Here is a 21,182-nt window from a genome sequence, read left to right as displayed (position 1 = left end):
CTTGGCCGTCACCGGTCCCCGCCGGCGGCGGCCAGGTCGTCGTAGACCAGCAGTCCGTCCTCCCTCAGCCGTACCCCCGGCGTCGGCCCGTGCGGCGTGAGCCTGCCGTCGTGCATCAGGTGCAGGACGTCCGCTCCGGCGGTCAGGACCGCGGCGTCGGCGATCAGCCTGCGGTGGCAGCGCCACCACACGGACTCGGAGCACATGACCGCCGTGGCGGTCCGTGCGGCGTCCCCCAGCACCCCCTCCAGAGCCTCCCGGAAGGAGGGGTCCCGGGTGTGGGCGGCGTATCCGCGGAAGGAGGCGTTGCGCCACACGACGTCGGGCGAGTCGGCCGGGGGCCTGCGGAAGCCGCCCAGCGGTTTCTCCCAGCGGTAGGCGATGCCGTGCTCGGGCAGCCACCGCGCGAGCCTGTCGCGGGCGAGGTCCGGGGCGCGGCGGCTGCCCGGGGCGGTGCGCACGTCCACCACCAGGCCGATGCCCGCCTCCGTCAGCAGACCGGCCAGCCTCTCCCGGCCGGCCGTGCCGTGCCCCACGGTGTACAGGAGCGGAGCCGGCTTCGGGCCCTCCGCCATGGCGCCTCCCGACGTCGTCCGCCGCTCCCCACCGCCCCGCGCCGCCTTCGGCGGCCCGCGGGCGGCACATGAGCGGCACCGCGATTCCCACCCGGCTCACGGGGTAACCGTCTGTCCTCACGGTATGCGCCCCGCCGGGCCGGTACGCGGACGGCCGTCGTCATGCGCACGGGCTCCGGTCGGGGTTGAATGACCGAAAGTAGCGTCGCACTTCCACGGAGCGAGGCAGCCGAGTGAACCCGACCACAGATCGCCACGACGCCGGCCCCGGCCCCGCGCAGGGCGGCGCGGTGGTGTTCGTACTGGACGGGGACGGGACCGTGCTGCAGTGCACGACCGGCGTACTGGACCTGATCGGCCGCCCGGCCGACCAGGTCCGCGGGCGGCCGATGACGGATTTCGCCACCACCCCCGGTCCCTGGGACGGTGCGGCCGGGCACGCCGGCACCGAGCCGCTGGAACTCTGTACGGCCCTGCGCCACCGGAACGGCACGGAGGTCGAGGTGAACGCCGAGGTGCTGCCGCTGCCCGCCGCCGGCGGGGCGCGGTTCCTGGTGTGCGCCATTCCGTCCGCCGCCGGGCGGCGCTGGACGGAGGACCAGTCCCTCATCCGCGCTCTGTTCGACCAGAGCCGCATCGGCCTGGTGGTCCACGACACCGAACTGCGCACGACCCGCGCGAACCTGGGCCGGGAGTTCTTCGGCATCCCCCTGGCCGCGGACCCCTGGCAGCACGTGCCCGACCGGAGCCTGCGGGCGATCCTCGTGCCGGAGGACGCCGCCGCGATCGAGGAGCAGTGGCGGCGGGTCCTGCGGACCGGCGAGGCGGTCATCGACTGGGAGCACTCGGCACGGCGCCTGAACGCTCCCGACCAGGAGCGGATCCTGTCCTCCTCGGCCTTCCGGCTCGACGACAGCCACGGCCGCGCCATCGGGGTCGCCGCGGTCTTCACCGACGTCACCGAGCAGCACACCGCGCGGCGGCGGCTGGCCCTCCTGCACGCCGCCGCCGCGCGGCTGGGGCAGACCCTGGACGTCACCCGCAACTCCGAGGAGCTGACCCGCGTCCTGGTGCCCGACTTCGCGGACCTGGCCTGTGTGGACCTGGTGGAGAAGGTGATCCAGGGCGACGATCCCGGCGCCTTCTCCCCCGGGACGCCCCTGCGCCGGATCGCGGTGGCCCCTGCGGACGGCGCCTGGCCCCCCGAGACGTACCAGCGCGGGGACTCCGTCTACGCCAGGGACCTGGAGAGCGACGCCCTCCGTGACGGCCAGGCCATCCTCGTGCCCGATCTGGCCGACCTGGAGAAGCGGCTGTCCCCCGACCGGGAGCGGCGGCGGCTGATGTTCCCGGAGCTGGCCACCTCGGCGCTGATCGCCCCGCTGCGCGCCCGTGGGAGGGTGCTGGGCGTGCTGGGCCTGTGGCGCGGCCGGGACCGGATCCCCTTCGGCGTGAACGACGTCCCCCTGGCGGAGGAGATCGCCTCCCGGGCCGCGCTCAGCGTGGAGAACTCCCGCCGCTACACATCCGAACTGCGCACCGTGGAGACCCTGCAGCGCAGTCTGCTGCCCCCGGCCGGAGTGGAGTTCAGCGCGGCCGAGACCGCCGGCACCTACGTACCGGCCGGCACCGCCGCGGGGATCGGCGGAAGCTGGTACGACGTCATCCCCCTGTCCTCCACGCGGGTCGCGTTCGTCATCGGCGACGTGGCCGGGCACGGGCTGGGCGCGACGGCCACCATGGGCCGGCTGCGCACCGCCGTGCAGACCCTCGCCGACCTCGACCTCGCCCCCGAGGAACTGCTCACCCACCTCGACGACCTGGCCACCCGCCTGGCCTACACCGAACCGCAGTCGGACGGCAGCGCGGGCGGCGTCGTGGGCGCGAGCTGCCTGTACTGCGTCTACGACCCGATCACCGGGCGCTGCGCCATGGCCAGCGCCGGTCATCCACCGCCGATCCTGACCAGCCCCGAGGGGCACACCCGCCGGGTGGACCTCAAGCCCGGTCCCGCCCTGGGGGTGGGCGGCATGCCCTTCGAGCCGGTCGAGCTCCACCTGGGGCCGGGGAGCGTACTGGCCTTCTACACCAACCAGCTGGTGGCCCATGACGAGGCGTCGTCCAAGGACCGGACGCGGCGGCTGCGCGACGCCCTGCACGCCGCGGTCCAGGCCGGCGGCTCCCCCGCCGACATCGGACGCGCCGCCGTCGACCGCGTCCTGACCGAACCCGCGGCCGACGACATCGCCCTCCTCGTCGCCCGGGTGCGGGCACTGCCCGAAGGGGCCACCGTGGCCTGGCGGTTCACCGCGGACCCCACCGTCGTCGGCCAGGCCCGCGAGCTGGTCACCTCCCAGCTCGCCGCCTGGGGGCTGGAGGAGATGGCCTTCACCACCGAGCTGATCGTCAGCGAACTGGTCACCAACGCCATCCGTTACGCCGGTTCCCCCATCGGGCTGCGTCTGATCAAGGACAAGACCCTGATCTGCGAGGTGTCCGACCCCAGCCAGACCCAGCCCCATCTGCGCCGTGCCCGTCTGACCGACGAGGGCGGCCGCGGTCTGTTCCTCATCGCCCAGCTCGCCCACCGCTGGGGCAGCCGTTACACCCCCTCGGGCAAGACCATCTGGACCGAGCAGGCGCTGGGCGCCGTCCCCGAGATCCCCCTGGACGTCTTCTGACGGCCGGAAGTGTTCCGGCCGTTCCCTGACGCTGCCTCACGGGCGTTCCTCCTGAGGCCGTTCGGGTGGCGGTTCCCGCGGGCTCCTTCGCGTGGCCGCGCGGCCGGCGCCGCACCGGAATACCGCCCTCGCAGGTGTCGGCCGCCCGTGACCGGCTACTCGGAAAGGAGAGAAGTCCCAGCAGTCCTCGACAGCGCGGCCGTCCGCCGGCGCCGACGTACGGGAGACACACCCGTGGCCCACACCCCGCCGAACACCACCGCGACCGGTCCGGTCCGCCGCCCCGCGCGTACCGCCGGCGCGCGGCGGGCCGAACGCGACCTGTGGGGCCTGCTGCTGGTGGCGTGCGCGGTGCCGCTCACCGGGTCGGCACTCGACTTCGCCCGGCTGTCCGGCGCGCCGGTGGACGGCTGGTCCGGCGCGGTGCTCCCGTGGCTGCGGCTGCTGTGCTCGACGGCCGCGGGCTGCTGGCTGGCCGGGCTGCTCTCGGAGCGCCGCGCGGCGCGGCGGCGTACCGCACTCGCCGTGACCGTCGTCGCCTGCGCCGCCCGCGTCGCCGATCTGGTGCGGGCCGGTGAGGCCCAGGGGGTGGTGGGCAGCGTCGCCACCACCGCCCTGCTGGCCTGGCTCTGCGGTGAGTTGGCGGTGCGGCACGGGGCCGGGTGGCGCGGGCTGGGGATCGCTCCGCCCGGTGCGCGCACCGCCGCCGGACGGCTGACGGCCGCGATGGTCCTCGGCGCCGTCTTCGTCCTCGCCTACACCACCGTCACCTGGATGGCGGGCCTCCAGACGGGTCTGCCGGCGGCCGCGCCCTGGCTGCCCGTTCTGGACCGCGCCCAGAGCGCGGCACTGGGCTGGAGCGGCCCCGCGGACATGGTGGCCAACATCCTGTTCACGGGCATCGCCGAGGAGATGGTGCTGGTGGGCGCCGTCGTCGTGCTGGGCCGGGCGGCGGGCCGCCCGCTGTGGGCGGCCTGTGCGATCAGCCTGCTGCTGCGGGTGGCGGCGCACCTGTACCTGGGCGTGCCCGGCATCGCCCTGCTGCTGCTGGGATCGTGCGCCCTCCTGCTCTACCTGCGCTGCCGCAGGCTCACACCGCTGGTGGCCGGGCACATCGTCTACGACCTGACGGCCTCCTTCGCCCCTTCCCCCGAAGTGCTGAGCACCTGTGTCCTCGCCGTCCTGCTGGGAACCGGCGCCGCCTTCGCGGCATGGCTGCTGTGGTTCGCCCCGGCCGACCCTCCCGAGGGCGGAACGTCCGCCGGAGGGGACGCGGTCCGGATACCCGCCTCCTCGGGGCTCGGCCGCGGCGCCGAGGCCGCCGCGGAGGCCGGACGCCCGGACGGCGCCGTTGCCGCCGGCGGCTCGCGCGCGTAAGACAGAAGACAACAAAAGGACCATTCGTCATACACGCCCACCGAAGGGTCAAAAGCCGGTTGAGCCGGGCGGCGGTGTTATCCACGTCGGGGCGGCCCGTCGGATGAGACCGCCCGTGGAGAGGACGGGAACCGGGATCGCGGGTGCGTGCGCCGGACAGGCGACGCGGCCGGGGCACCGGTCGGAGCTGGTGGGTCGAGAGGACACGGGCATGGCAGTGCAGACGGACGAGCCGACGCCGGAGCAGGAGAAGAGGAAAACCGTGGGGGCGGTGATGGTCGAATGGATGACCACCACCGACCACAAGAAGATCGGCACCCTCTACCTCATCAGCTCCTTCGGCTTCTTCACGATCGCCGGTGTGCTGGCTCTGCTGATCCGGGCCGAACTCGCCCGCCCCGGCACGCAGATCCTCTCCAACTACCAGTACAACCAGTCGTTCACCATGCACGGCGCGATCATGCTGCTGCTGTTCGCCACCCCGCTGTTCGCCGGCTTCGCGAACTGGATCATGCCGCTGCAGATCGGCGCGCCCGACGTGGCCTTCCCGCGGCTGAACATGCTCGCCTACTGGCTCTACCTCTTCGGCGGGCTGATCGCGGTCTCCTCCTACCTCACGCCCGAGGGCGCGGCCGATTTCGGCTGGACCGCGTACACGCCGCTGTCGGACGACACACGCACCCCCCAGGTCGGGGGCGACTTGTGGATCATGGGCTTCGGCCTGGGCGGTTTCGGCACGATCCTCGGCGCGGTCAACTTCATCACCACGATCGTCTGCATGCGCGCGCCCGGCATGACGATGTTCCGGATGCCGATCTTCACCTGGAACGTCCTGCTGACCAGCGTGCTGGTCCTGCTGGCCTTTCCGCCGCTGGCCGCCGCGCTCTTCGCCCTGGAGTCGGACCGGGTGTTCCAGTCGCACATCTTCGACCCGTCCAACGGCGGCCCGCTGCTGTGGCAGCACCTGTTCTGGTTCTTCGGCCACCCCGAGGTCTACATCATCGCGCTGCCGTTCTTCGGCATCATCACGGAGGTCGTCCCGGTCTTCAGCCGCAAGCCGATCTTCGGCTACATCGGCCTGATCGGTGCCACCCTGGCGATCACCGGCCTGTCGATCACGGTCTGGGCGCACCACATGTTCGCCACCGGCGCGGTGCTGCTGCCGTTCTTCTCCTTCATGTCGTTCCTGATCGCGGTGCCCACCGGCGTGAAGTTCTTCAACTGGATCGGCACGATGTGGAAGGGCTCGCTGAGCTTCGAGACGCCGATGCTGTGGGCGATCGGCTTCCTGGTCACCTTCCTCTTCGGCGGTCTGACCGGCGTCATCCTGGCCTCCCCGCCGCTGGACTGGCACGTCACCGACAGCTACTTCGTGGTGGCGCACTTCCACTACGTGGTCTTCGGCACGGTCGTCTTCGCGATGTTCGCCGGTTTCCACTTCTGGTGGCCGAAGTTCACCGGCAAGATGCTCGACGAGCGGCTCGGCAAGATCACCTTCTGGGTGCTGTTCATCGGCTTCCACACAACCTTCCTGGTCCAGCACTGGCTGGGCGCGGAGGGCATGCCGCGCCGGTACGCCGACTACCTGGCGGCCGACGGCTTCACCGCGCTGAACACGGTCTCCACCATCGGCTCGTTCCTGCTGGGCATGTCGTTCCTGGTCTTCTGGTACAACGTCTGGAAGACGGCGAAGTACGCGCCGAAGATCACGGTGGACGACCCGTGGGGCTACGGCCGCTCGCTGGAGTGGGCGACCTCCTGCCCGCCGCCGCGGCACAACTTCGTCACCCTGCCGAAGATCCGCTCGGAATCCCCGGCGTTCGACCTGCACCACCCGGACGTCGCGGCCATCGACCAGGCCGAGAACGTCGGCCGCAGGGACATCGCCGACGTCACTCCGGAGCGGAAGAGCGACATGGGGTGACCGCCGGGGCCGGATCAAAAGATCCTCAAACGGTGTAATCCAGTCATCCCCGGGAACGCGATCCCCACATGGGCGCACGCCGCCGACCAGCGCTTCGACCTTTCGGGAGGACGAGATGGCCACGCACGGGAAGAACAAGACCGGCGCCGCCCGGGACGACGAGCTCAAGCAGGAGATGGAGGGCGAACTCCGCGCGGGCCGGTCCCTCCGCATGGACGAGGAGCACGAACTCCAGCCCTCGGGCGAGGACCAGCCCGACGTGGACCGCGCGCCGAACACCGTGCTCACCGGCGGCACCCCTCCGGGGATGGACCAGAACGACGTCGAGGTGCGCAGCGAGCTGGCCCGGCACCTGGGCCTCGGCCTCTACCCGGCCGACCGCGACGCGGTGCTCGACAAGCTGCGTGAGAACAACGCCCCCGACCGCCTGCTGGGCCTGGCCGGGAGGCTGCCGGCCGGACAGGAGTTCCGGAACGTCCAGGACATCGCCCGGGCGCTCGGCCTGGGCGTCGAGGACACCAGCCACCGCACCTGACGGCGACGGCCCGGGGGCGACTCCGGCCCGGGGCTGGAGGACGCCGCGTTCGCCCGGAGGCCGCATCCGCCCGGAGCGCTCGCGCTCCGGGCGGATGCGGCGTCTTCCGGGAGCGGGTGACGGCGCACCGCGGCCGTTGCCGGCGATGACGGCGGTGGCGGTGGCGGACAGAGCCGGGCAACCGGTGACACGGAGACACGGATAGACGGAGGAGAAGGGCGGACATGAGCGACCAGGAGCAGCAGGACCCCACCCGGCAGCACCCGCAGCCGGAGTTCCCCCAGCAGGACCAGCCGCACCCCGGTCTGACCGGGCGGATGGAGCCGGAGCCCGACCACGGCGAGTCGTCCTACCGGGGCAGCGGCCGCCTGACGGACCGGAAGACGATCGTCACCGGTGGCGACTCGGGCATCGGCCGCGCCGTGGCCCTCGCCTTCGCGCGGGAGGGCGCGGACGTACTGTTCACCTACCTCGCCGAGGAGGAGAAGGACGCCCGGGAGACGGCGCGGCTGGTCGAGGAGGCCGGCCGGAAGGCCGTGCCCCTGCTGTGCGACATCCGCGAGGAGTCCGAGTGCCGCCGGCTGGTGGAACGGGCGGTGGCGGAGTTCGGGCGCATCGACGTCCTGGTGAACAACGCGGCCTTCCAGATGGCGCAGTCCGAGGGCATCGAGGGCATCAGCACCGAGCAGTTCGACCGGACGATGCGCACCAACCTCTACGGCATGTTCTGGCTGTCCAAGCTGTCCCTGCCCCACATCCCGGCGGGCGGCAGCATCATCAACACCACCTCGGTGCAGGGCTACAAGCCCAGCCCCCACCTGCTCGACTACGCCACGACCAAGGGCGCCATCGTCACCTTCACCCAGGGGCTCGCCCAGAACCTGGCCGAACGGGGCATCCGGGTCAACGCCGTCGCGCCGGGGCCGGTGTGGACTCCGCTGATCCCCTCGACGCTGCCCGACACCTCGGAGTTCGGCAAGCAGTCCCCGCTGGGCCGGCCCGCCCAGCCCGCCGAGATGGCCCCGGCCTATGTCTTCCTGGCGTCCCAGGAGGCGAGCTACATCACCGCCGAGATCGTCAACGCCACCGGCGGGACCCCCCTGCCCTGACGTTCCGTCGGCAGGACCCACGGACCTGACGGGTATTCGTCAAGCGCACCCGCATGGCCGTATTCCTTCCGGGTAGGCGTGAGGCAACGACACAAAGCGTCACATACCAGTCATCACAGCGAGAGAAGGGATGCTGGATGTCTCACGTCGAGGAGTCGATCGAGGTCCGCGTACCGGTGCGCACCGCGTACAACCAGTGGACCCAGTTCGAGAGCTTCCCCGAGTTCATGGAGGGCGTCGAACGGGTCGAGCAGAAGAACGACACGCTGACCCACTGGGTGACGAAGGTCGCCGGCGCCGAGCGGGAGTTCGACGCCCGTATCACCGAGCAGATCCCGGACGAGCGGGTGGCGTGGACGACGGTCGACGGCGAGGCCAAGCAGGCCGGTGTGGTCACCTTCCACCGGCTGGACGACAGCACGACCAAGGTGATGCTCCAGATGGACCACGACCCCGAGGGCGCGACGGACACCGTCGGCGACAAGCTCGGTGTGGTCCGCCACCGCGTCAAGGGCGACCTGAAGCGGTTCAAGGAGTTCATCGAGAAGCGTGGCGCGGAGACGGGCGCCTGGCGCGGCCAGGTCTGATCCGGCCCTCCGGACCGCGAGGGGGCTCCTCATCCCCCTGTCATGTGGCCGCGGCCCGTGACCACCTCCCAGGTGGTCACGGGCCGCGGTTTTCCCGTGCGCGGGGGCGTCACGCGTCCCGTCCGTCCCGGCGGAGACGGAAAACGGAAAACGGGAAGGGAGAAGGGGGACGAGAGGGAAAGGAGACGGGGGGCGTACGGCATGCCGTACGCCCCCCGTCGTGCCCGGGCTCTCACTCCCCCGGCCGCTCCGGGGGCTCGGCGTCCCCGGCCGGCTCCGGCGGGGACCAGTCCGCCGGAGCCGGCGCCAGCCTGCGCACCACCGGAGCCGCCGCGGCCCCCAGCAGCGTCGCCGTGGTGATCGAGCCGAGGGTGATGCCCCAGGCGACGGGGCCGAGCGGGGTGCAGCCGAAGAACTGGCTGACCCCCGGCGTCTGGATGACCCCCACCAGGGCCGCCGCCGAACCGATCCCGGCCGTCAGCACGTTGCGGTCCAGCCCGCCGGTGAGCAGCGTCTGCGCGAGCTGGGTGCCCACCACCGAGGCCAGGGCCACCGTCCCGGCGCGCCGGCCCCGCCCGGTGAGCCTGGCCGCGCCCCAGGCCAGCCCGGCGCCGAGCGTGGTGGTGGCGCCGCGCAGCAGCACCTCCTGGCTCAGACCGGCCCCCAGGGAGCGGTCCGGGCCCTCGCTCAGCAGCCGCTCGCCTGCCTCCGTCGCCGGTTCGCGCACCGCGATGGCCAGCGCCGGGGCGAGGTCGGTGAGGAGGTTGACGAGCATGATCTGACGGGCGTTCAGAGGGGAACTGCCGGTCAGTGCGGCGGCCAGCACGCTGAAGGCGACCTCGCCGAGGTTGCCGCCGACGAGGATGGCCAGCGCGTCGCGCACCGAGCCCCACATCGCGCGCCCCTCCAGCAGCGCGGCGATGATCGTCTCCAGCCGGTCGTCGCCGACGACCAGGTCGGCGGCCGCGGTCGCGGCGGGCGTGCCGCGCCGTCCCAGGGCGATGCCCACGTCCGCCAGCCGGATGGCCGGGGCGTCGTTGGCGCCGTCCCCGGTCATCGCCACCACGCGTCCGATGCGCTGGTACGCCTGGACGATGCGGACCTTGTGGTGGGGGCTGCACCGGGCGATGACGTCCAGCGTGGGCAGCAGTTCGTCGAGCTCCTCGTCGCTCAGCTCGTCGATCTCGGCACCCGTGCACACCTTCTGGTCGGGGTCCTCGCTGACGGTGGCGGCGATGGCGTCCGCGGTGGCGGGGTGGTCGCCGGTGAGCATCACCGTCTGCACGCCGGCCGCCCGCAGCCGCGCGGTGGCCGGCGCGGCCGAGGAGCGCACCGGGTCGGCGAGGGCGACGAAGCCGAGGAACGTCAGGCGGGCGACGGCCTCGTCGGTGAGGTCCTCCCCCTCGCCCAGCGGGCGCTCCGCCACGGCCAGCACCCGCCGCCCGGCGCCGGCGAGTTCCTCGGCCGCGCCGGTCAGGCGCTCGCGGGCCGCCGCGTCGAGCTCCTTCTCCTTGCCGCCGTCCTTGCCGCCGCCCTCCCGCAGCCGGGTGCAGCGCTCCAGCACGTTCTCGGGCGCGCCCTTGACGCTGAGCAGCATTCCGCGCGAGGTGCGGCCCACGGTGGCGTGGTAGGCGCGGGACGGCTCGAACGGCAGGGCGTCGGTGCGCCGCCACTGCGAGGCCCCCTGGCGTACGGCCACCTTCGCGCGCCGGGCCCCGGCCACCACCGCGCGGTCGGTCTGGTGCTCCATGGGTTCGGAGGTGCGGGCCGGCGGGGTGGCGCGCAGCGCGGCGCCCAGGATCTGCTTGCAGGCGGTGTCGAGCCGGTCGGCGGGCAGCTCGCGCCGGCCGTCGCTGACGGCGGCGAGCTGCAGGTCGCCCTCAGTGAGGGTGCCGGTCTTGTCGAAGCAGAGCACGTCGGCGCGGCCGAGCGCCTCGATGGTGCGGGGGTTGCGCACCAGCGCGCCGTGGTCGGCCAGGCGGCGGGCGGCGGCGAGCTGGGCCGCGTTGACCAGCAGCGGCAGCCCCTCGGGCACGGAGGCGACGGCCAGGTTCACCGCGGAGGCGAGCGTGTTCGCCAGGGGGCGGCCGTGCAGCAGCCCGGACCCGGCGACCGCGGCGGCCGAGCCGAGCGCCAGCGGCAGGCTGGTCTTCGTCAGGGCGTGCAGCCGCGACTCCACCCCGGTGTCGGGGGCCTTCTGACGGGCGGTCGCCAGGCTGCGCCCGACCTCGGTGGCCGATCCGGTGGCCACCACGACGGCCACCGCGGTGCCCGCCGAGACGGTGGTGCCCTCGTAGAGCATCGAGCGGCGGTCGGCGATCTGCGCGGCGACCACCGGTGCCGGGTCCTTTGCCACCGGCAGGGACTCACCCGTCAGCGAGGACTCGTCGACCTCCAGCCCCTCCCCCCGCAGCAGCCGGCAGTCGGCGGGCACGACCTCCTGGGAACGCAGCACCACCACGTCCCCGGCCACCAGGTCCCCCGCGGCCACCAGGCGTTCGACCCCGCCGCGCCGCACCCGCGCGCCGATCGCCGAGCGGGCGAACAGCTCCTCCAGCGCCTTGTCGGTCCTGACCCGCTGGACGGCGCCCACCAGGGCGGACGCGCCGGTGATACCGGCCACCAGCGCCGCGTCGGTCCGCGATCCCACGGCCGCCGACAGGGCTGCGCCCGCCGCGAGCACCGGGGTGAGGGGGTTGGCCAGCTCCTCGATGAACGCGGCCGGCAGGCCGATGCGGGACGGCTGCTCGGAGGTGGTGTCCCGGCCCGCCCGGTGCTCGGCCTCCTCCCTGCTCAGACCCTCGTCGGTGCTGCCCAGCCGCTCCAGTACGCGGGCGGCGGGCATCAGATGCCAGGGCGTGGTCTCCACCGGCGGGGTGACCGGGCGGGACAGCAGCTGCCGGGCCCGCCAGGTGCCCAGGCAGAACGCGGCGGTACCGGCGGCGGTGCCCGCCGCCGCGCCGCGGGCCGTCGCCCGGTGGGCGGGCCCCTGGAGGGCTGCGACGGCGCCGACGCCGCTGCCGCCCGCGGCCAGGAACCGGCTCTCCCGGTCGACCTGGGCGGCCACCCCGACCGCCTCCACGATCAGGCCGGCCGCTTCCAGGTCGGTGCCGATCAGGATGTGCGCGCCCCAGGCCGGCGGATCGCCGTCGCGGTGGACGCCGATTCCGCAGTCCGAGGCGGCCAGCGCCCGCCGGTCGCCCGACAGCAGCAGCACCACCGCGCCGTCCGCCTGCAGCCCGCGCAGCGAGGCGGTGAGGCGGTCCCCTCCGGGGACGACGGCGTCGGCGAAGCCGAAGGCCGGCTCCGGGCGGGCACTGGCCAGGACCACGCGGACCCCGGCGCGGCGGGCCGCGGCCGCCACGGCGTCCGCGCCCGGGGCCTTCTGCCGGGCCAGGCCCGCGACGGCCATCAGCCGCCTGCCCCGGGCCAGGCCCAGGACGCTCTCGCTGCCCTGCCTGCGCAGCCGGGCCGCCGCCCGCGCTCCCCTGCGCCCGGTCAGCTCCAGCTCCTCCAGCGGACCCAGGACCCAGCCGTCCTCGTCGCGGTGGGTCCCGCCGACCCTCTCGGGGGCGAAGAGCGCGAAGAGCCGCTCGGCGGCCTCCTGGGGATCGGCCCCCTCCAGCGGCACCAGGTCGGCCAGTTCGTGGTGGCTGCCGCTGAGCGCCTCCTCGTCCAGCACGACGGTGTCCGTCTGGCCCAGCCTCCGCAGCACGCTCCGGTCCATGACGGTCGTACCCCGCAGGGCCAGGGCGCGGCCGAGCGTGGTGGCGAAGCCCTCCCGGCCCGCGTCCGGGGCCTTGGGCACGCCGGAGAGCGCCACCGCCAGTCCGCGCCGCGGTCCGGTGAACGGCGCGGCGGCCGCCCCGGCCGCGGCCGTCAGCGCCATCGAGCGCTCGACGTAGCGGTCGACGGCGTCGGGGGGCGGAGGCACGGGCCGCTCCACCGCGACCGGGCCGGCCGCCGCGTCCCCGGGGCTGCCCACCAGCCTCGCCTCGGCCTCCTCCCACGCCTTGCGGTAGGCCCCGGCCTCCCGCCACTGCGCCATGCGCTCCACGACGTCGAGCACGAGGCCGCCGCCGCGCGTGGCCACGCCCTGGGTCAGGGCCGTGAGGACCGGCAGCAGGGAGTCGGCCTGCTGCGGGTCGTGCAGGCCCTGGGCGACGAGCCGCCGCAGCCGCGGGTGGCGGGCGACGGCTCCGGTGAGGGAGGCCACCTCGGGCGGCAGCGGCGTCCAGGGGGCCACCCGGTTGAGCGTGGACAGTCCCAGCCCCACCACGTCGGCGGCCAGGGCGGTGACGGACTGGCCGGTGCGCGGCCCCTCGCAGGGGTGGTGCGGCTCCTGGCACCACTCCTCGTGCTCCTCGTCCGTGCAGGGGACGTGCCCCTCGGCGCGCTCCACCAGCGCCACCAGCTCGCGTTCGGGCGGCGGCGGGGACTCCAGCGCCACCACCACCCGCCCCGACGGCGCGTTCACCCGCGCCCACAGCACCCCGGGGTGCCGTTCCAGGACGCGTTCCACACGCCGGGCGGTCCGCTCGCCCCCGGGGGTGTTGATCCCGTGGACGGTGATGTAGCAGCGTCCCGGCCGGGACCACACGGCCCGCCGCGACACTCCCACAAGCTGTCCGGCCAGCCGGCCGGCGGTGCCGACCGCCTCGCGCGCCCCGGCCGTCACCCCCTCCGGCACCAGACCGATCAGCGGCGGCACCGGCAGACGAAGACCCGACACACCCGGCAGACCCGACAGCAACGACATCGACCGTGCCCTTCCGACCGCGGTTTGGCAGACACCCGGCACCACCGTCGGGAGCCGGGTGCGGCCGGACGGCCGGGCCCGGGCTCGCGCCACGGGGGTTACAGGCTCCGGATAACCCCTTCCGCCCTGCTCACACCTGCCGGTTCCGGGTCGGCCGCCGCAGCCGGCCGCTCCGGCGCCGCGGTGACCGCCGCGAGGAGACCGGCGCAGAGGACCGGGCCGGCGAGGAACCAGGGGAAGCTCGACCTGCGCCCGGAGGGATCTCCTCCTTGAAGACGCCTCGGCGACGTGTCGTCCCGCCCCGAGGGGGAACCCCGGTGCGTCGAGACAGACGCACCCAGACAGCAACCGAGAGAGCAAGCGCGGCCCGGTCCGCCGGGCCGGCGGGACGGACGTCTATGACCAGCGGGTACATGGGTTCCGAGGACTTCGGCCGGGATCCGCTCGGAGAGTTCCTCGCGCGCTTCCTGGGCGCCTCGTCGTCGGGCGGGCAGCGGCCGGGGCCCCGGTACTTCGACTTCGTGCGGCTGATGAGCGAGCCCGCCCGGCAGCTCGTCTCCTCCGCGGCGTCCTACGCCGCGCAGCACGGCAGTACCGACCTCAACACCGAGCATCTGCTGCGGGCGGCGCTCACCACCGAGCCGACCCGCGCCATGGTCTCCCGCGCCGGCGGCGATCCCGACACCATCGTCTCCGAGATCGACCGGCACGCCGGGGACGGTCCGCCGCGCTCCTCCATCTCCGTCAGCCCCGCCGTCAAGCGCGCCCTGATGGACGCCCACCAGGTCGCCCGCTCCTCCGGTTCGTCGTACATCGGCCCGGAGCACGTGCTGGTGGCCCTGGCCGCCAACCGGGACTCCGCGGCCGGCCAGATCCTCAACGCCGCCCACTTCGATCCGCGCTCCGGGCTCCCCGAGGGGCCGCAGCCCGGCGGCCCGGGCCCGGCCGGCGAACGCCAGCCCGCTCCCGGAGGACGCCCGGGAGGCAGCAGCACACCGAACCTGGACAAGTTCGGCCGCGATCTGACCGAGTTCGCCCTCGAGGGACGCATCGACCCGGTGATCGGCCGCGACGAGCAGATCGAGCAGACCATCGAGATCCTGGCCCGGCGGGGCAAGAACAACCCGGTGCTGATCGGCGAGGCGGGCGTCGGCAAGACCGCCATCGTGGAGGGCCTGGCCCAGCGCATCGCCGACGGCGACGTGCCGGACAACCTGCTGGGCCGCCGCGTCGTCCAGCTGGACTTCGCGGGCGTGGTCGCCGGCACCCGCTACCGCGGCGACTTCGAGGAACGGCTCAACGGCATCATCGAGGAGATCCGCGCCCACACCGACGAGCTGATCGTCTTCATCGACGAGCTGCACACGGTGGTGGGCGCCGGTGGCGGCGGGGAGAGCGGCGCGATGGACGCCGGCAACATGCTCAAGCCGGCCCTGTCCCGCGGCGAGCTGCACGTCATCGGCGCCACCACGCTGGAGGAGCACCGCCGCCACATCGAGAAGGACGCCGCGCTGGCCCGCCGCTTCCAGCCCGTCCTGGTCCCCGAGCCGGACACGGCCGACGCCGTGGAGATCCTGCGGGGGCTGCGCGACCGCTACGAGGCGCACCACCAGGTCCGCTACAGCGACGAGGCGCTGCTGGCGGCCGTGGAGCTGTCCGACCGTTATCTGACCGACCGCTTCCTGCCGGACAAGGCGATCGACCTGATGGACCAGGCGGGCGCGCGGGTGCGGCTGCGCTCGTCCACCCGGGGCACCGACGTGCGCGCCCTGGAGCGCGAGGCCGAGCAACTGCGGCGGGACAAGGACCAGGCGGTGGCCGACGAGGACTACGAGCGCGCCAGGGAGCTGCGCGACCGCCTCGCCGAGGTGGAGCGGCAGGCCGCCGAGGGAGGCGGGAGGCAGCCGGTGGGCGACCGTATCGCCGAGGTAGGCGTCGAGGACATCGCCGACGTCGTCTCCCGGCAGACCGGCATCCCCGTCAGCACCCTCACCCAGGAGGAGAAGGCCCGGCTGCTGGGCCTGGAGGAGCACCTGCACCAGCGGGTCGTGGGCCAGGACGAGGCGGTCTCCGTCGTCGCCGACGCCGTGCTGCGCTCGCGGGCCGGCCTGTCCAGCCCCGACCGCCCGATCGGCAGCTTCCTCTTCCTCGGCCCCACCGGCGTGGGCAAGACCGAGCTGGCCCGCGCGCTGGCGGAGGCGCTGTTCGGCACCGACGACCGGATGGTGCGCCTGGACATGAGCGAGTACCAGGAGCGGCACACCGTCAGCCGGCTGGTCGGCGCTCCCCCGGGGTACGTCGGCCACGAGGAGGCCGGCCAGCTCACCGAGGCGGTGCGCCGCCACCCGTACTCGCTGCTGCTGCTGGACGAGGTGGAGAAGGCGCATCCGGACGTCTTCAACATCCTGCTCCAGGTCCTCGACGACGGGCGGCTGACCGACTCCCAGGGCCGCACGGTGGACTTCACCAACACCGTCATCGTGATGACCAGCAACCTCGGTTCCGAGGCCATCACCGGGCGCGGCGGCGCGCTGGGCTTCTCCCCCGGCGGGGCGGGTGGCGAGGCCGAGGAGGCGGCCCGCCGCGAGCGGGTGCTGCGCCCGCTGCGCGAGCACTTCCGCCCGGAGTTCCTCAACCGCATCGACGAGATCGTGGTCTTCCGCCAGCTCTCCGACGAGCAGCTGCGGCGGATCACGGACATGCTGCTGGACGAGACGCGGCGGCGGCTGCACGCGCAGGACGTGGAGGTCGACTTCACCCCGCAGGCCGTGGAGTGGCTGGCCCGGCACGGCTACCAGCCGGAGTACGGGGCCCGGCCGCTGCGCCGCACCATCCAGCGGGAGGTGGACAACCAGCTCTCGCGGATGCTGCTCGGCGGCGAACTGGCGCCGCACACCCGGCTGCGGGTGGACGTGTCGGACGGCACCCTGGTCTTCCACCGGGACCGGGCCGCCGCGCCGACGGTGCGGTAGGCGCCGTGCACCGGAGCCGTACGTGCGGCGGCCGCCGTTCCCGGGAGCGGGAACGGCGGCCGCCGCAGGGGTTCCGGTGGGCGGCCTCAGTGGCCCTTGCCCCGGCCGGTGAGGGCGTCGCGGAGCCGGTCGACCATGCCCGCTCCCGCGTCCATGATCTTGTTGGCCGGCGGGGTGTCGGGTGCCGAGGGGTGGGGGCGCGTGGGGGCCGTCTTCTTCGCGGTGCGCGCCTTGTCGCCCAGCTTGTCCAGCTGCTCCTGGGTCGCCGCCTGGCGCAGCCGCGGGAAGAGGTTGCGCTCCTCGTCGGCGATGTGGGAGCGGATCTCGGTCATCAGCTCGGCGACGAGCCGGTCGAACTCGGGGTCGTCGGCGCCGCGCCCCTCCATCGCCTTCATGGTGCGCTCCGCCGCGGAGTGCTCCTCGATCTCCTTGTCGGCGATCTCGTCGCCGTCGGGCAGGAGTTCCCGCACCGCCGGGTACAGGTACTGCTCCTCGGCGACGGAGTGCCGCACCAGCTCCATGACGGCCTGGTCGGCGAACTCCCTGCGCCGCGCGTCTCCCACGGGCATGGCCTCGATCCTGCCGAAGAGCTCCTCGACCTCCCGGTGGTCCGTGCTCAGCTCCTGGATGATGTCTCCGCCGTGTCCCATGGCCGGTGTCTTCCTTTCGCCGTCTGTCACAGGCGTCCGCCGAGGAGGCGGACACAGGCAACGTGTGCCCGGAGTCCGAGGCGGCTAACGCCCTGTGACCCGCCGCCGTGCGCCTCCCGCCCCGCCGGGCCCCGGACGTGCCCGGACGCGTCCGGGCACGCCGACGCGGGGCCTGCGGCCGGGAGGCCGGGCCCCGCGTCGCCGTGCGCGCCGCCCGGGGCGGACGCCGGCCGTCCGGCTCACTTCTGGGTCAGCATGCCCTCGCGCAGGCGCGCCAGCGCCCTGCTCAGCAGACGTGAGACGTGCATCTGCGAGATCCCCAGCTCGGCCCCGATCTCCGACTGCGTCATGTCGCCGCCGAAGCGCATCTGCAGGATGCGCCGGTCGCGCTCGTCGAGCTGCTCCATCAGCGGCTTGAGGGCGTGGAGGTTCTCCACCTTCTCCAGGGCCGGGTCGACGTCCCCGAGCTGGTCGGCCAGCGGGGTGTCCTTGCCCTCGTCGCCCACGGGGAGGTCCAGGGAACCGGCGACATAGCCGTTGCTGGCCACCTGCCCCTCGATGACCTCCTCGACCGTGACGTTCATGAACTCCGCCAGCTCCTCGGTGGTGGCGGAGCGGCCCAGCCGGCGGCCGAGCTCCTCGTTCGCCCGGGCGAGCTCGATACGCAGCTCCTGCAGCCGCCTGGGCACGCGTACGGCCCAGCTGGTGTCCCGGAAGAAGCGCTTGATCTCCCCCACGATGTACGGAACGGCGAAGGAGGTGAACTCCACCTCGCGGCTCAGGTCGAAGCGGTCGATGGCCTTGATCAGGCCGATGGTGCCGACCTGGACGATGTCGTCCATCGGCTCCGCACGGTGGCGGAAGCGGGAGGCGACGTAGTTGACGAGCGTCAGGTTCAGCTCGATGAGGGTGTTGCGCGCGTACTGGTACTCGTGCGTTCCCTCCTCCAGCACGCGCAGGCGCTCGAAGAACAGCTTCGACAGCTGCCGGGCATCGCGGGGCGCGACCTTGCCCGCGTCCTCGATTCTCGGCAGTTCGGGCAGATCAGTGGAGGCGGTCTCCTGCTCCTGGTCCGGCAAGACGTCACCGCTCGTCAGCTGAACCTCGGGGCTCAGGCTACGCATCATGCCCTCCTCTTTTGATCTGTCATGTGCAGCACGGCGCGTACCCGGCCCCGAACAACTCACACGCCCATCCGGGTGAGGTTTTACCTACGTACACACGATGTCTGTTAATCACCCGGGGTAAATGCCACCATAACGGATTTACTTCTCACAGCATATAGCCGTGAATGGCATGTTCCCGGTGGTGGACGGGCCGCCGGAGCCGCTCGGCCTCCCGTCCGCTCGCGCGACCACCGGCGCGCGGAGGGCGAGAGGTCCTAGGTTGTGCACAGCGGCCGGCCCGGCCGCCGTCACACAGGGCACAGGATCAGGAGGGTCCCATGACCGACGGCCAACCCCGCACCGACCGGGACGCGCTGTCCGCGATCGACCGCAGCATCCCCCACTCGGCGCGGATCTGGAACTACTGGCTGGGCGGCAAGGACAACTACGCCGCCGACCGCGAGGCGGGCGACCAGTACCAGGAGATCTTCCCCGGGATCGTGGAACTCGCCCGCGCCTCGCGGGGATTCCTCTCCCGCGCCGTGACGCATCTGGCCGGAGACCTGGGCGTCCGGCAGTTCCTGGACATCGGCACCGGCCTGCCGACCGCCGACAACACCCACGAGGTCGCCCAGCGCACCGCCCCCGAGTCGCGGATCGTCTACGTCGACAACGACCCCCTGGTCCTGGCCCACGCCCGGGCCCTGCTGACCTCCACCCCCGAGGGCGCCACCGCCTACATCGACGCCGATCTGCGCAGCCCCGACACCATCCTGGCCGAGGCCGCCCGGACCCTGGACCTCGACCGCCCGGTCGGCCTGATGCTGATGAACATCCTGGGCCACATCGAGGACTACGACGAGGCCAGGTCGATCGTGAAGCGGCTGATGGCGGCGCTGCCGTCGGGCAGCTGCCTGGTGAGCAACGACGGCACCGACGGCAACGAGGCGTTCAACCGCGCGCAGCGGTTCTACAACGAGATGGCCGGGATCCCCTACCTGCTCCGCACCCCCGAGCAGATCGCCGGGTACTTCAGGGGCCTGGAGGTGCTGGAGCCGGGCGTGGTGCCGGTCTCGCAGTGGCGGCCGGAGGCCCCGCCGGCCGGAGCGCCGCTCTCCGGCGGCCTTCCCCCCGCCGTGGACGAGTACGGCGGGGTCGGCGTCAAGCCGTGACGTGCGGGACGGGGGGCCGCGGCCGGGGCGGGGCGGCGGTTCAGCGCCTGGCGTGGCGGCCCCGGCCGCGCCTCGCCTCCGCGGGCGTGTCGGCCGCCACCGCCTCGGCCACACCCCGCAGGGGGATGGTGGCGTCGTCCGGGAGGGCGTCGGCGGCGGGCGCCGCCACGCCCGGCCGGCGCCGGGCACGCAGGTACTCGACGACGATCGGGAGCACCGAGAGGAGCACGATCAGGATCAGGATCAGGTCGATGTTGTCGCGGACGAACCGGACCTGTCCCAGCGCCGCGCCCAGCAGCGTCACGCCCGCGCCCCACAGCACCCCGCCGAGGACGTTGAAGATCAGGAAGCTGCGGTAGTCCATCCGGCTGACGCCGGCGATGACCGGCGTGAAGGTCCGCACGATCGGCACGAAGCGGGCCAGCACCAGGGACTTGGGCCCGTGCTTCTCGAAGAACTCGTGGGCCTTCTCCACGTTCTCCTGCTTGAAGAGGCGGGAGTCCGGCCGTCTGAACAGAGCCGGTCCCACCTTCCGGCCGAACAGGTAGCCCACCTGGTCCCCGGCGACCGCGGCGACGACGATCAGGGTGCACACCAGCCACAGCGGATAGTGCAGGTACTGGTCGGTGGCGACCAGCAGACCGGTGGTGAACAGCAGCGAGTCACCGGGCAGGAAGAAGCCGATGAGCAGCCCTGATTCGGCGAAGACGATGCAGAGGATGCCGATCAGACCGAAGGTCTGGATGAGGTGGTCCGGGTCCAGCCAGGCCGGACCGAGCGCGAGGGGGGTCACTGGGGACGTGCTCCTGAAACGGTTGCATGCGCCGGGACGAGACCTCGGGCACACGCGCCGCCCGGGAATCGTGGTGCCGGACGGCACCTGTGGCTGGAACATACAGCGTGTTCTGCGGCCGTCCGGTTCCCGTCCCGGGGGACGGGCGGCCGGAATCCGTACGGAGCACACGGGCCGGTGACCGGCGACGGCACCGCCCGCACGGGGCGGGCGGTGCCGTCGAACGGCCGCGGGAGACCCCCGCGGCCCGCTCGGCCTGCTAGGGGAGGTACTTCTCGACGGCGGCGGCTCCGTGCTCCTCCAGCTCCCTGCGCGCCTTCTCGATCCGTTCCGGCGTGGGCTCGCGGCCGGACAGCATGACCAGATCCTCCGGGTCCACCGGCTGCTCGCTGCCGGTGCGCAGGTGCGTCGGCCGCGGCGCGGAGGACTCTTCCTTGTCGTGTTCACCCTTCACAGCGAGCCTCCTCTGCTCGGTTCCACCCCCGTGAGCGGGGTTGTCTGCTGCGTACCCCCACATTCCCGGCTGATTCGCCCCGGGCGGTACGCACGGTCACGGGCCGGTCCGCTCCGGGCGCGCCCCCGAGGCGCGCCCGGCGGCCCTGAGCCGGTCGCGGCCCAGTCTCGCCAGCGCCCCGGCCCCCGCGGTGTAGGCCAGCGAGAGCACGGCCGCCGCCTGCGCCGGGTGCAGGACGGACTCCAGGGTCCGCAGCGCCGCCCGGTGGGCGGAGCCCACCGCCAGCAGTGCGCACACCCCGGCGCCGCCCAGCAGGGCGCCGCCGGCGCCCGCCTGCCGGACGGTGGTCCGCAGTCCGTCGCCGAACCCCTGGAAGCGGTCGCGGAAAAGCTCGGACGCCTCCCGGGTCACCTGCTCCACGGCGTCGGCGATGTGCTCGCCCGCGGTTCCGCTCTGCGGCATGTCTCCCTCTCCCTCCGGGTCCGGTC

Annotated in this window: 15 protein-coding genes; 8 read left to right on the top strand and 7 right to left on the bottom strand. The window is 73.3% G+C overall.

Annotation, left to right across the window (positions count from 1 at the left end):
• Positions 1-8: 8 nt before the first annotated feature.
• On the bottom strand, positions 9-575 hold the full coding sequence (locus tag QPK52_RS23720; protein ID WP_410539494.1) for a DUF488 family protein: 567 nt from the start codon (positions 573-575) through the stop codon (positions 9-11).
• 233 nt (positions 576-808) lie between these two features.
• Between QPK52_RS23720 and QPK52_RS23715 the strand changes: the two genes are divergently transcribed.
• The 6 genes from QPK52_RS23715 to QPK52_RS23690 all read left to right on the top strand — a co-directional run bounded on the left by QPK52_RS23715 (position 809) and on the right by QPK52_RS23690 (position 8,788).
• Positions 809-3,256 carry a SpoIIE family protein phosphatase gene (locus QPK52_RS23715; RefSeq protein ID WP_410539493.1) on the top strand — a complete coding sequence of 816 codons (2,448 nt, stop codon included), beginning with the start codon at positions 809-811 and terminating at the stop codon, positions 3,254-3,256.
• A gap of 234 nt (positions 3,257-3,490) precedes the next feature.
• Positions 3,491-4,633: a type II CAAX prenyl endopeptidase Rce1 family protein gene (locus tag QPK52_RS23710; protein ID WP_410539492.1), complete on the top strand. Its 1,143-nt coding sequence runs from the start codon at positions 3,491-3,493 to the stop codon at positions 4,631-4,633.
• Positions 4,634-4,844: 211 nt separating this feature from the next.
• Positions 4,845-6,557 carry a cytochrome c oxidase subunit I gene (ctaD, locus tag QPK52_RS23705; RefSeq protein WP_410539491.1) on the top strand — a complete coding sequence of 571 codons (1,713 nt, stop codon included), beginning with the start codon at positions 4,845-4,847 and terminating at the stop codon, positions 6,555-6,557.
• 115 nt (positions 6,558-6,672) lie between these two features.
• Positions 6,673-7,092 (top strand): DUF2795 domain-containing protein, encoded by a 420-nt coding sequence (locus QPK52_RS23700; RefSeq protein WP_410539490.1) that lies wholly within the window; start codon positions 6,673-6,675, stop codon positions 7,090-7,092.
• A gap of 224 nt (positions 7,093-7,316) precedes the next feature.
• Positions 7,317-8,201: an SDR family oxidoreductase gene (locus QPK52_RS23695; protein ID WP_410539489.1), complete on the top strand. Its 885-nt coding sequence runs from the start codon at positions 7,317-7,319 to the stop codon at positions 8,199-8,201.
• Positions 8,202-8,338: 137 nt separating this feature from the next.
• Positions 8,339-8,788, top strand: a complete 450-nt coding sequence (locus QPK52_RS23690) for an SRPBCC family protein (RefSeq protein ID WP_410539488.1) — start codon at positions 8,339-8,341, stop codon at positions 8,786-8,788.
• A 232-nt stretch (positions 8,789-9,020) separates the two neighbouring features.
• On the opposite strand, the gene QPK52_RS23685 is transcribed toward QPK52_RS23690, so the two are convergent.
• On the bottom strand, positions 9,021-13,547 hold the full coding sequence (locus QPK52_RS23685) for an HAD-IC family P-type ATPase (protein ID WP_410539487.1): 4,527 nt from the start codon (positions 13,545-13,547) through the stop codon (positions 9,021-9,023).
• A gap of 398 nt (positions 13,548-13,945) precedes the next feature.
• Here QPK52_RS23685 and QPK52_RS23680 point away from each other — a divergent pair, with 398 nt between their 5' ends.
• Positions 13,946-16,519: an ATP-dependent Clp protease ATP-binding subunit gene (locus tag QPK52_RS23680; protein WP_410539486.1), complete on the top strand. Its 2,574-nt coding sequence runs from the start codon at positions 13,946-13,948 to the stop codon at positions 16,517-16,519.
• 86 nt (positions 16,520-16,605) lie between these two features.
• On the opposite strand, the gene QPK52_RS23675 is transcribed toward QPK52_RS23680, so the two are convergent.
• Positions 16,606-17,169, bottom strand: a complete 564-nt coding sequence (locus QPK52_RS23675) for a hemerythrin domain-containing protein (protein WP_410539485.1) — start codon at positions 17,167-17,169, stop codon at positions 16,606-16,608.
• Between the two features lie 239 nt (positions 17,170-17,408).
• Positions 17,409-18,293 (bottom strand): RNA polymerase sigma factor SigF, encoded by an 885-nt coding sequence (locus QPK52_RS23670; protein ID WP_093656464.1) that lies wholly within the window; start codon positions 18,291-18,293, stop codon positions 17,409-17,411.
• Between the two features lie 320 nt (positions 18,294-18,613).
• Between QPK52_RS23670 and QPK52_RS23665 the strand changes: the two genes are divergently transcribed.
• Positions 18,614-19,447, top strand: a complete 834-nt coding sequence (locus tag QPK52_RS23665) for an SAM-dependent methyltransferase (RefSeq protein WP_410539484.1) — start codon at positions 18,614-18,616, stop codon at positions 19,445-19,447.
• 40 nt (positions 19,448-19,487) lie between these two features.
• Here QPK52_RS23665 and QPK52_RS23660 read toward each other — a convergent pair whose 3' ends face one another.
• From QPK52_RS23660 to QPK52_RS23650, 3 genes are all read right to left on the bottom strand, one after another.
• The gene (locus tag QPK52_RS23660) at positions 19,488-20,240 is read right to left on the bottom strand and encodes a DedA family protein (RefSeq protein ID WP_410539483.1); all 753 of its coding nucleotides are present in this window, start codon (positions 20,238-20,240) and stop codon (positions 19,488-19,490) included.
• Between the two features lie 259 nt (positions 20,241-20,499).
• A complete protein-coding gene (locus QPK52_RS23655) occupies positions 20,500-20,694 on the bottom strand; it encodes a hypothetical protein (RefSeq protein WP_093656470.1) in 195 nt (64 codons plus the stop codon).
• A gap of 96 nt (positions 20,695-20,790) precedes the next feature.
• On the bottom strand, positions 20,791-21,156 hold the full coding sequence (locus QPK52_RS23650; protein ID WP_410539482.1) for a phage holin family protein: 366 nt from the start codon (positions 21,154-21,156) through the stop codon (positions 20,791-20,793).
• Between the last annotated feature and the right edge of the window lie 26 nt (positions 21,157-21,182).

The sequence above is a fragment of the Streptomyces sp. KL2 genome (genome assembly GCF_046529545.1).
Lineage (GTDB): Bacteria > Actinomycetota > Actinomycetes > Streptomycetales > Streptomycetaceae > Streptomyces > Streptomyces radiopugnans.
This window is presented reverse-complemented; position numbering and strand designations above follow the sequence as displayed.

Excerpts from the sequence above, each read along its gene's own strand:
- QPK52_RS23670 (WP_093656464.1), bottom strand. The coding sequence starts at position 18,293 with ATGCGTAGCCTGAGCCCCGAGGTTCAGCTGACGAGCGGTGACGTCTTG.
- QPK52_RS23665 (WP_410539484.1), top strand. The coding sequence starts at position 18,614 with ATGACCGACGGCCAACCCCGCACCGACCGGGACGCGCTGTCCGCGATC.
- ctaD (WP_410539491.1), top strand. The coding sequence starts at position 4,845 with ATGGCAGTGCAGACGGACGAGCCGACGCCGGAGCAGGAGAAGAGGAAA.
- QPK52_RS23675 (WP_410539485.1), bottom strand. The coding sequence starts at position 17,169 with ATGGGACACGGCGGAGACATCATCCAGGAGCTGAGCACGGACCACCGG.
- QPK52_RS23700 (WP_410539490.1), top strand. The coding sequence starts at position 6,673 with ATGGCCACGCACGGGAAGAACAAGACCGGCGCCGCCCGGGACGACGAG.
- QPK52_RS23690 (WP_410539488.1), top strand. The coding sequence starts at position 8,339 with ATGTCTCACGTCGAGGAGTCGATCGAGGTCCGCGTACCGGTGCGCACC.
- QPK52_RS23695 (WP_410539489.1), top strand. The coding sequence starts at position 7,317 with ATGAGCGACCAGGAGCAGCAGGACCCCACCCGGCAGCACCCGCAGCCG.
- QPK52_RS23720 (WP_410539494.1), bottom strand. The coding sequence starts at position 575 with ATGGCGGAGGGCCCGAAGCCGGCTCCGCTCCTGTACACCGTGGGGCAC.
- QPK52_RS23685 (WP_410539487.1), bottom strand. The coding sequence starts at position 13,547 with ATGTCGTTGCTGTCGGGTCTGCCGGGTGTGTCGGGTCTTCGTCTGCCG.
- QPK52_RS23680 (WP_410539486.1), top strand. The coding sequence starts at position 13,946 with ATGACCAGCGGGTACATGGGTTCCGAGGACTTCGGCCGGGATCCGCTC.
- QPK52_RS23650 (WP_410539482.1), bottom strand. The coding sequence starts at position 21,156 with ATGCCGCAGAGCGGAACCGCGGGCGAGCACATCGCCGACGCCGTGGAG.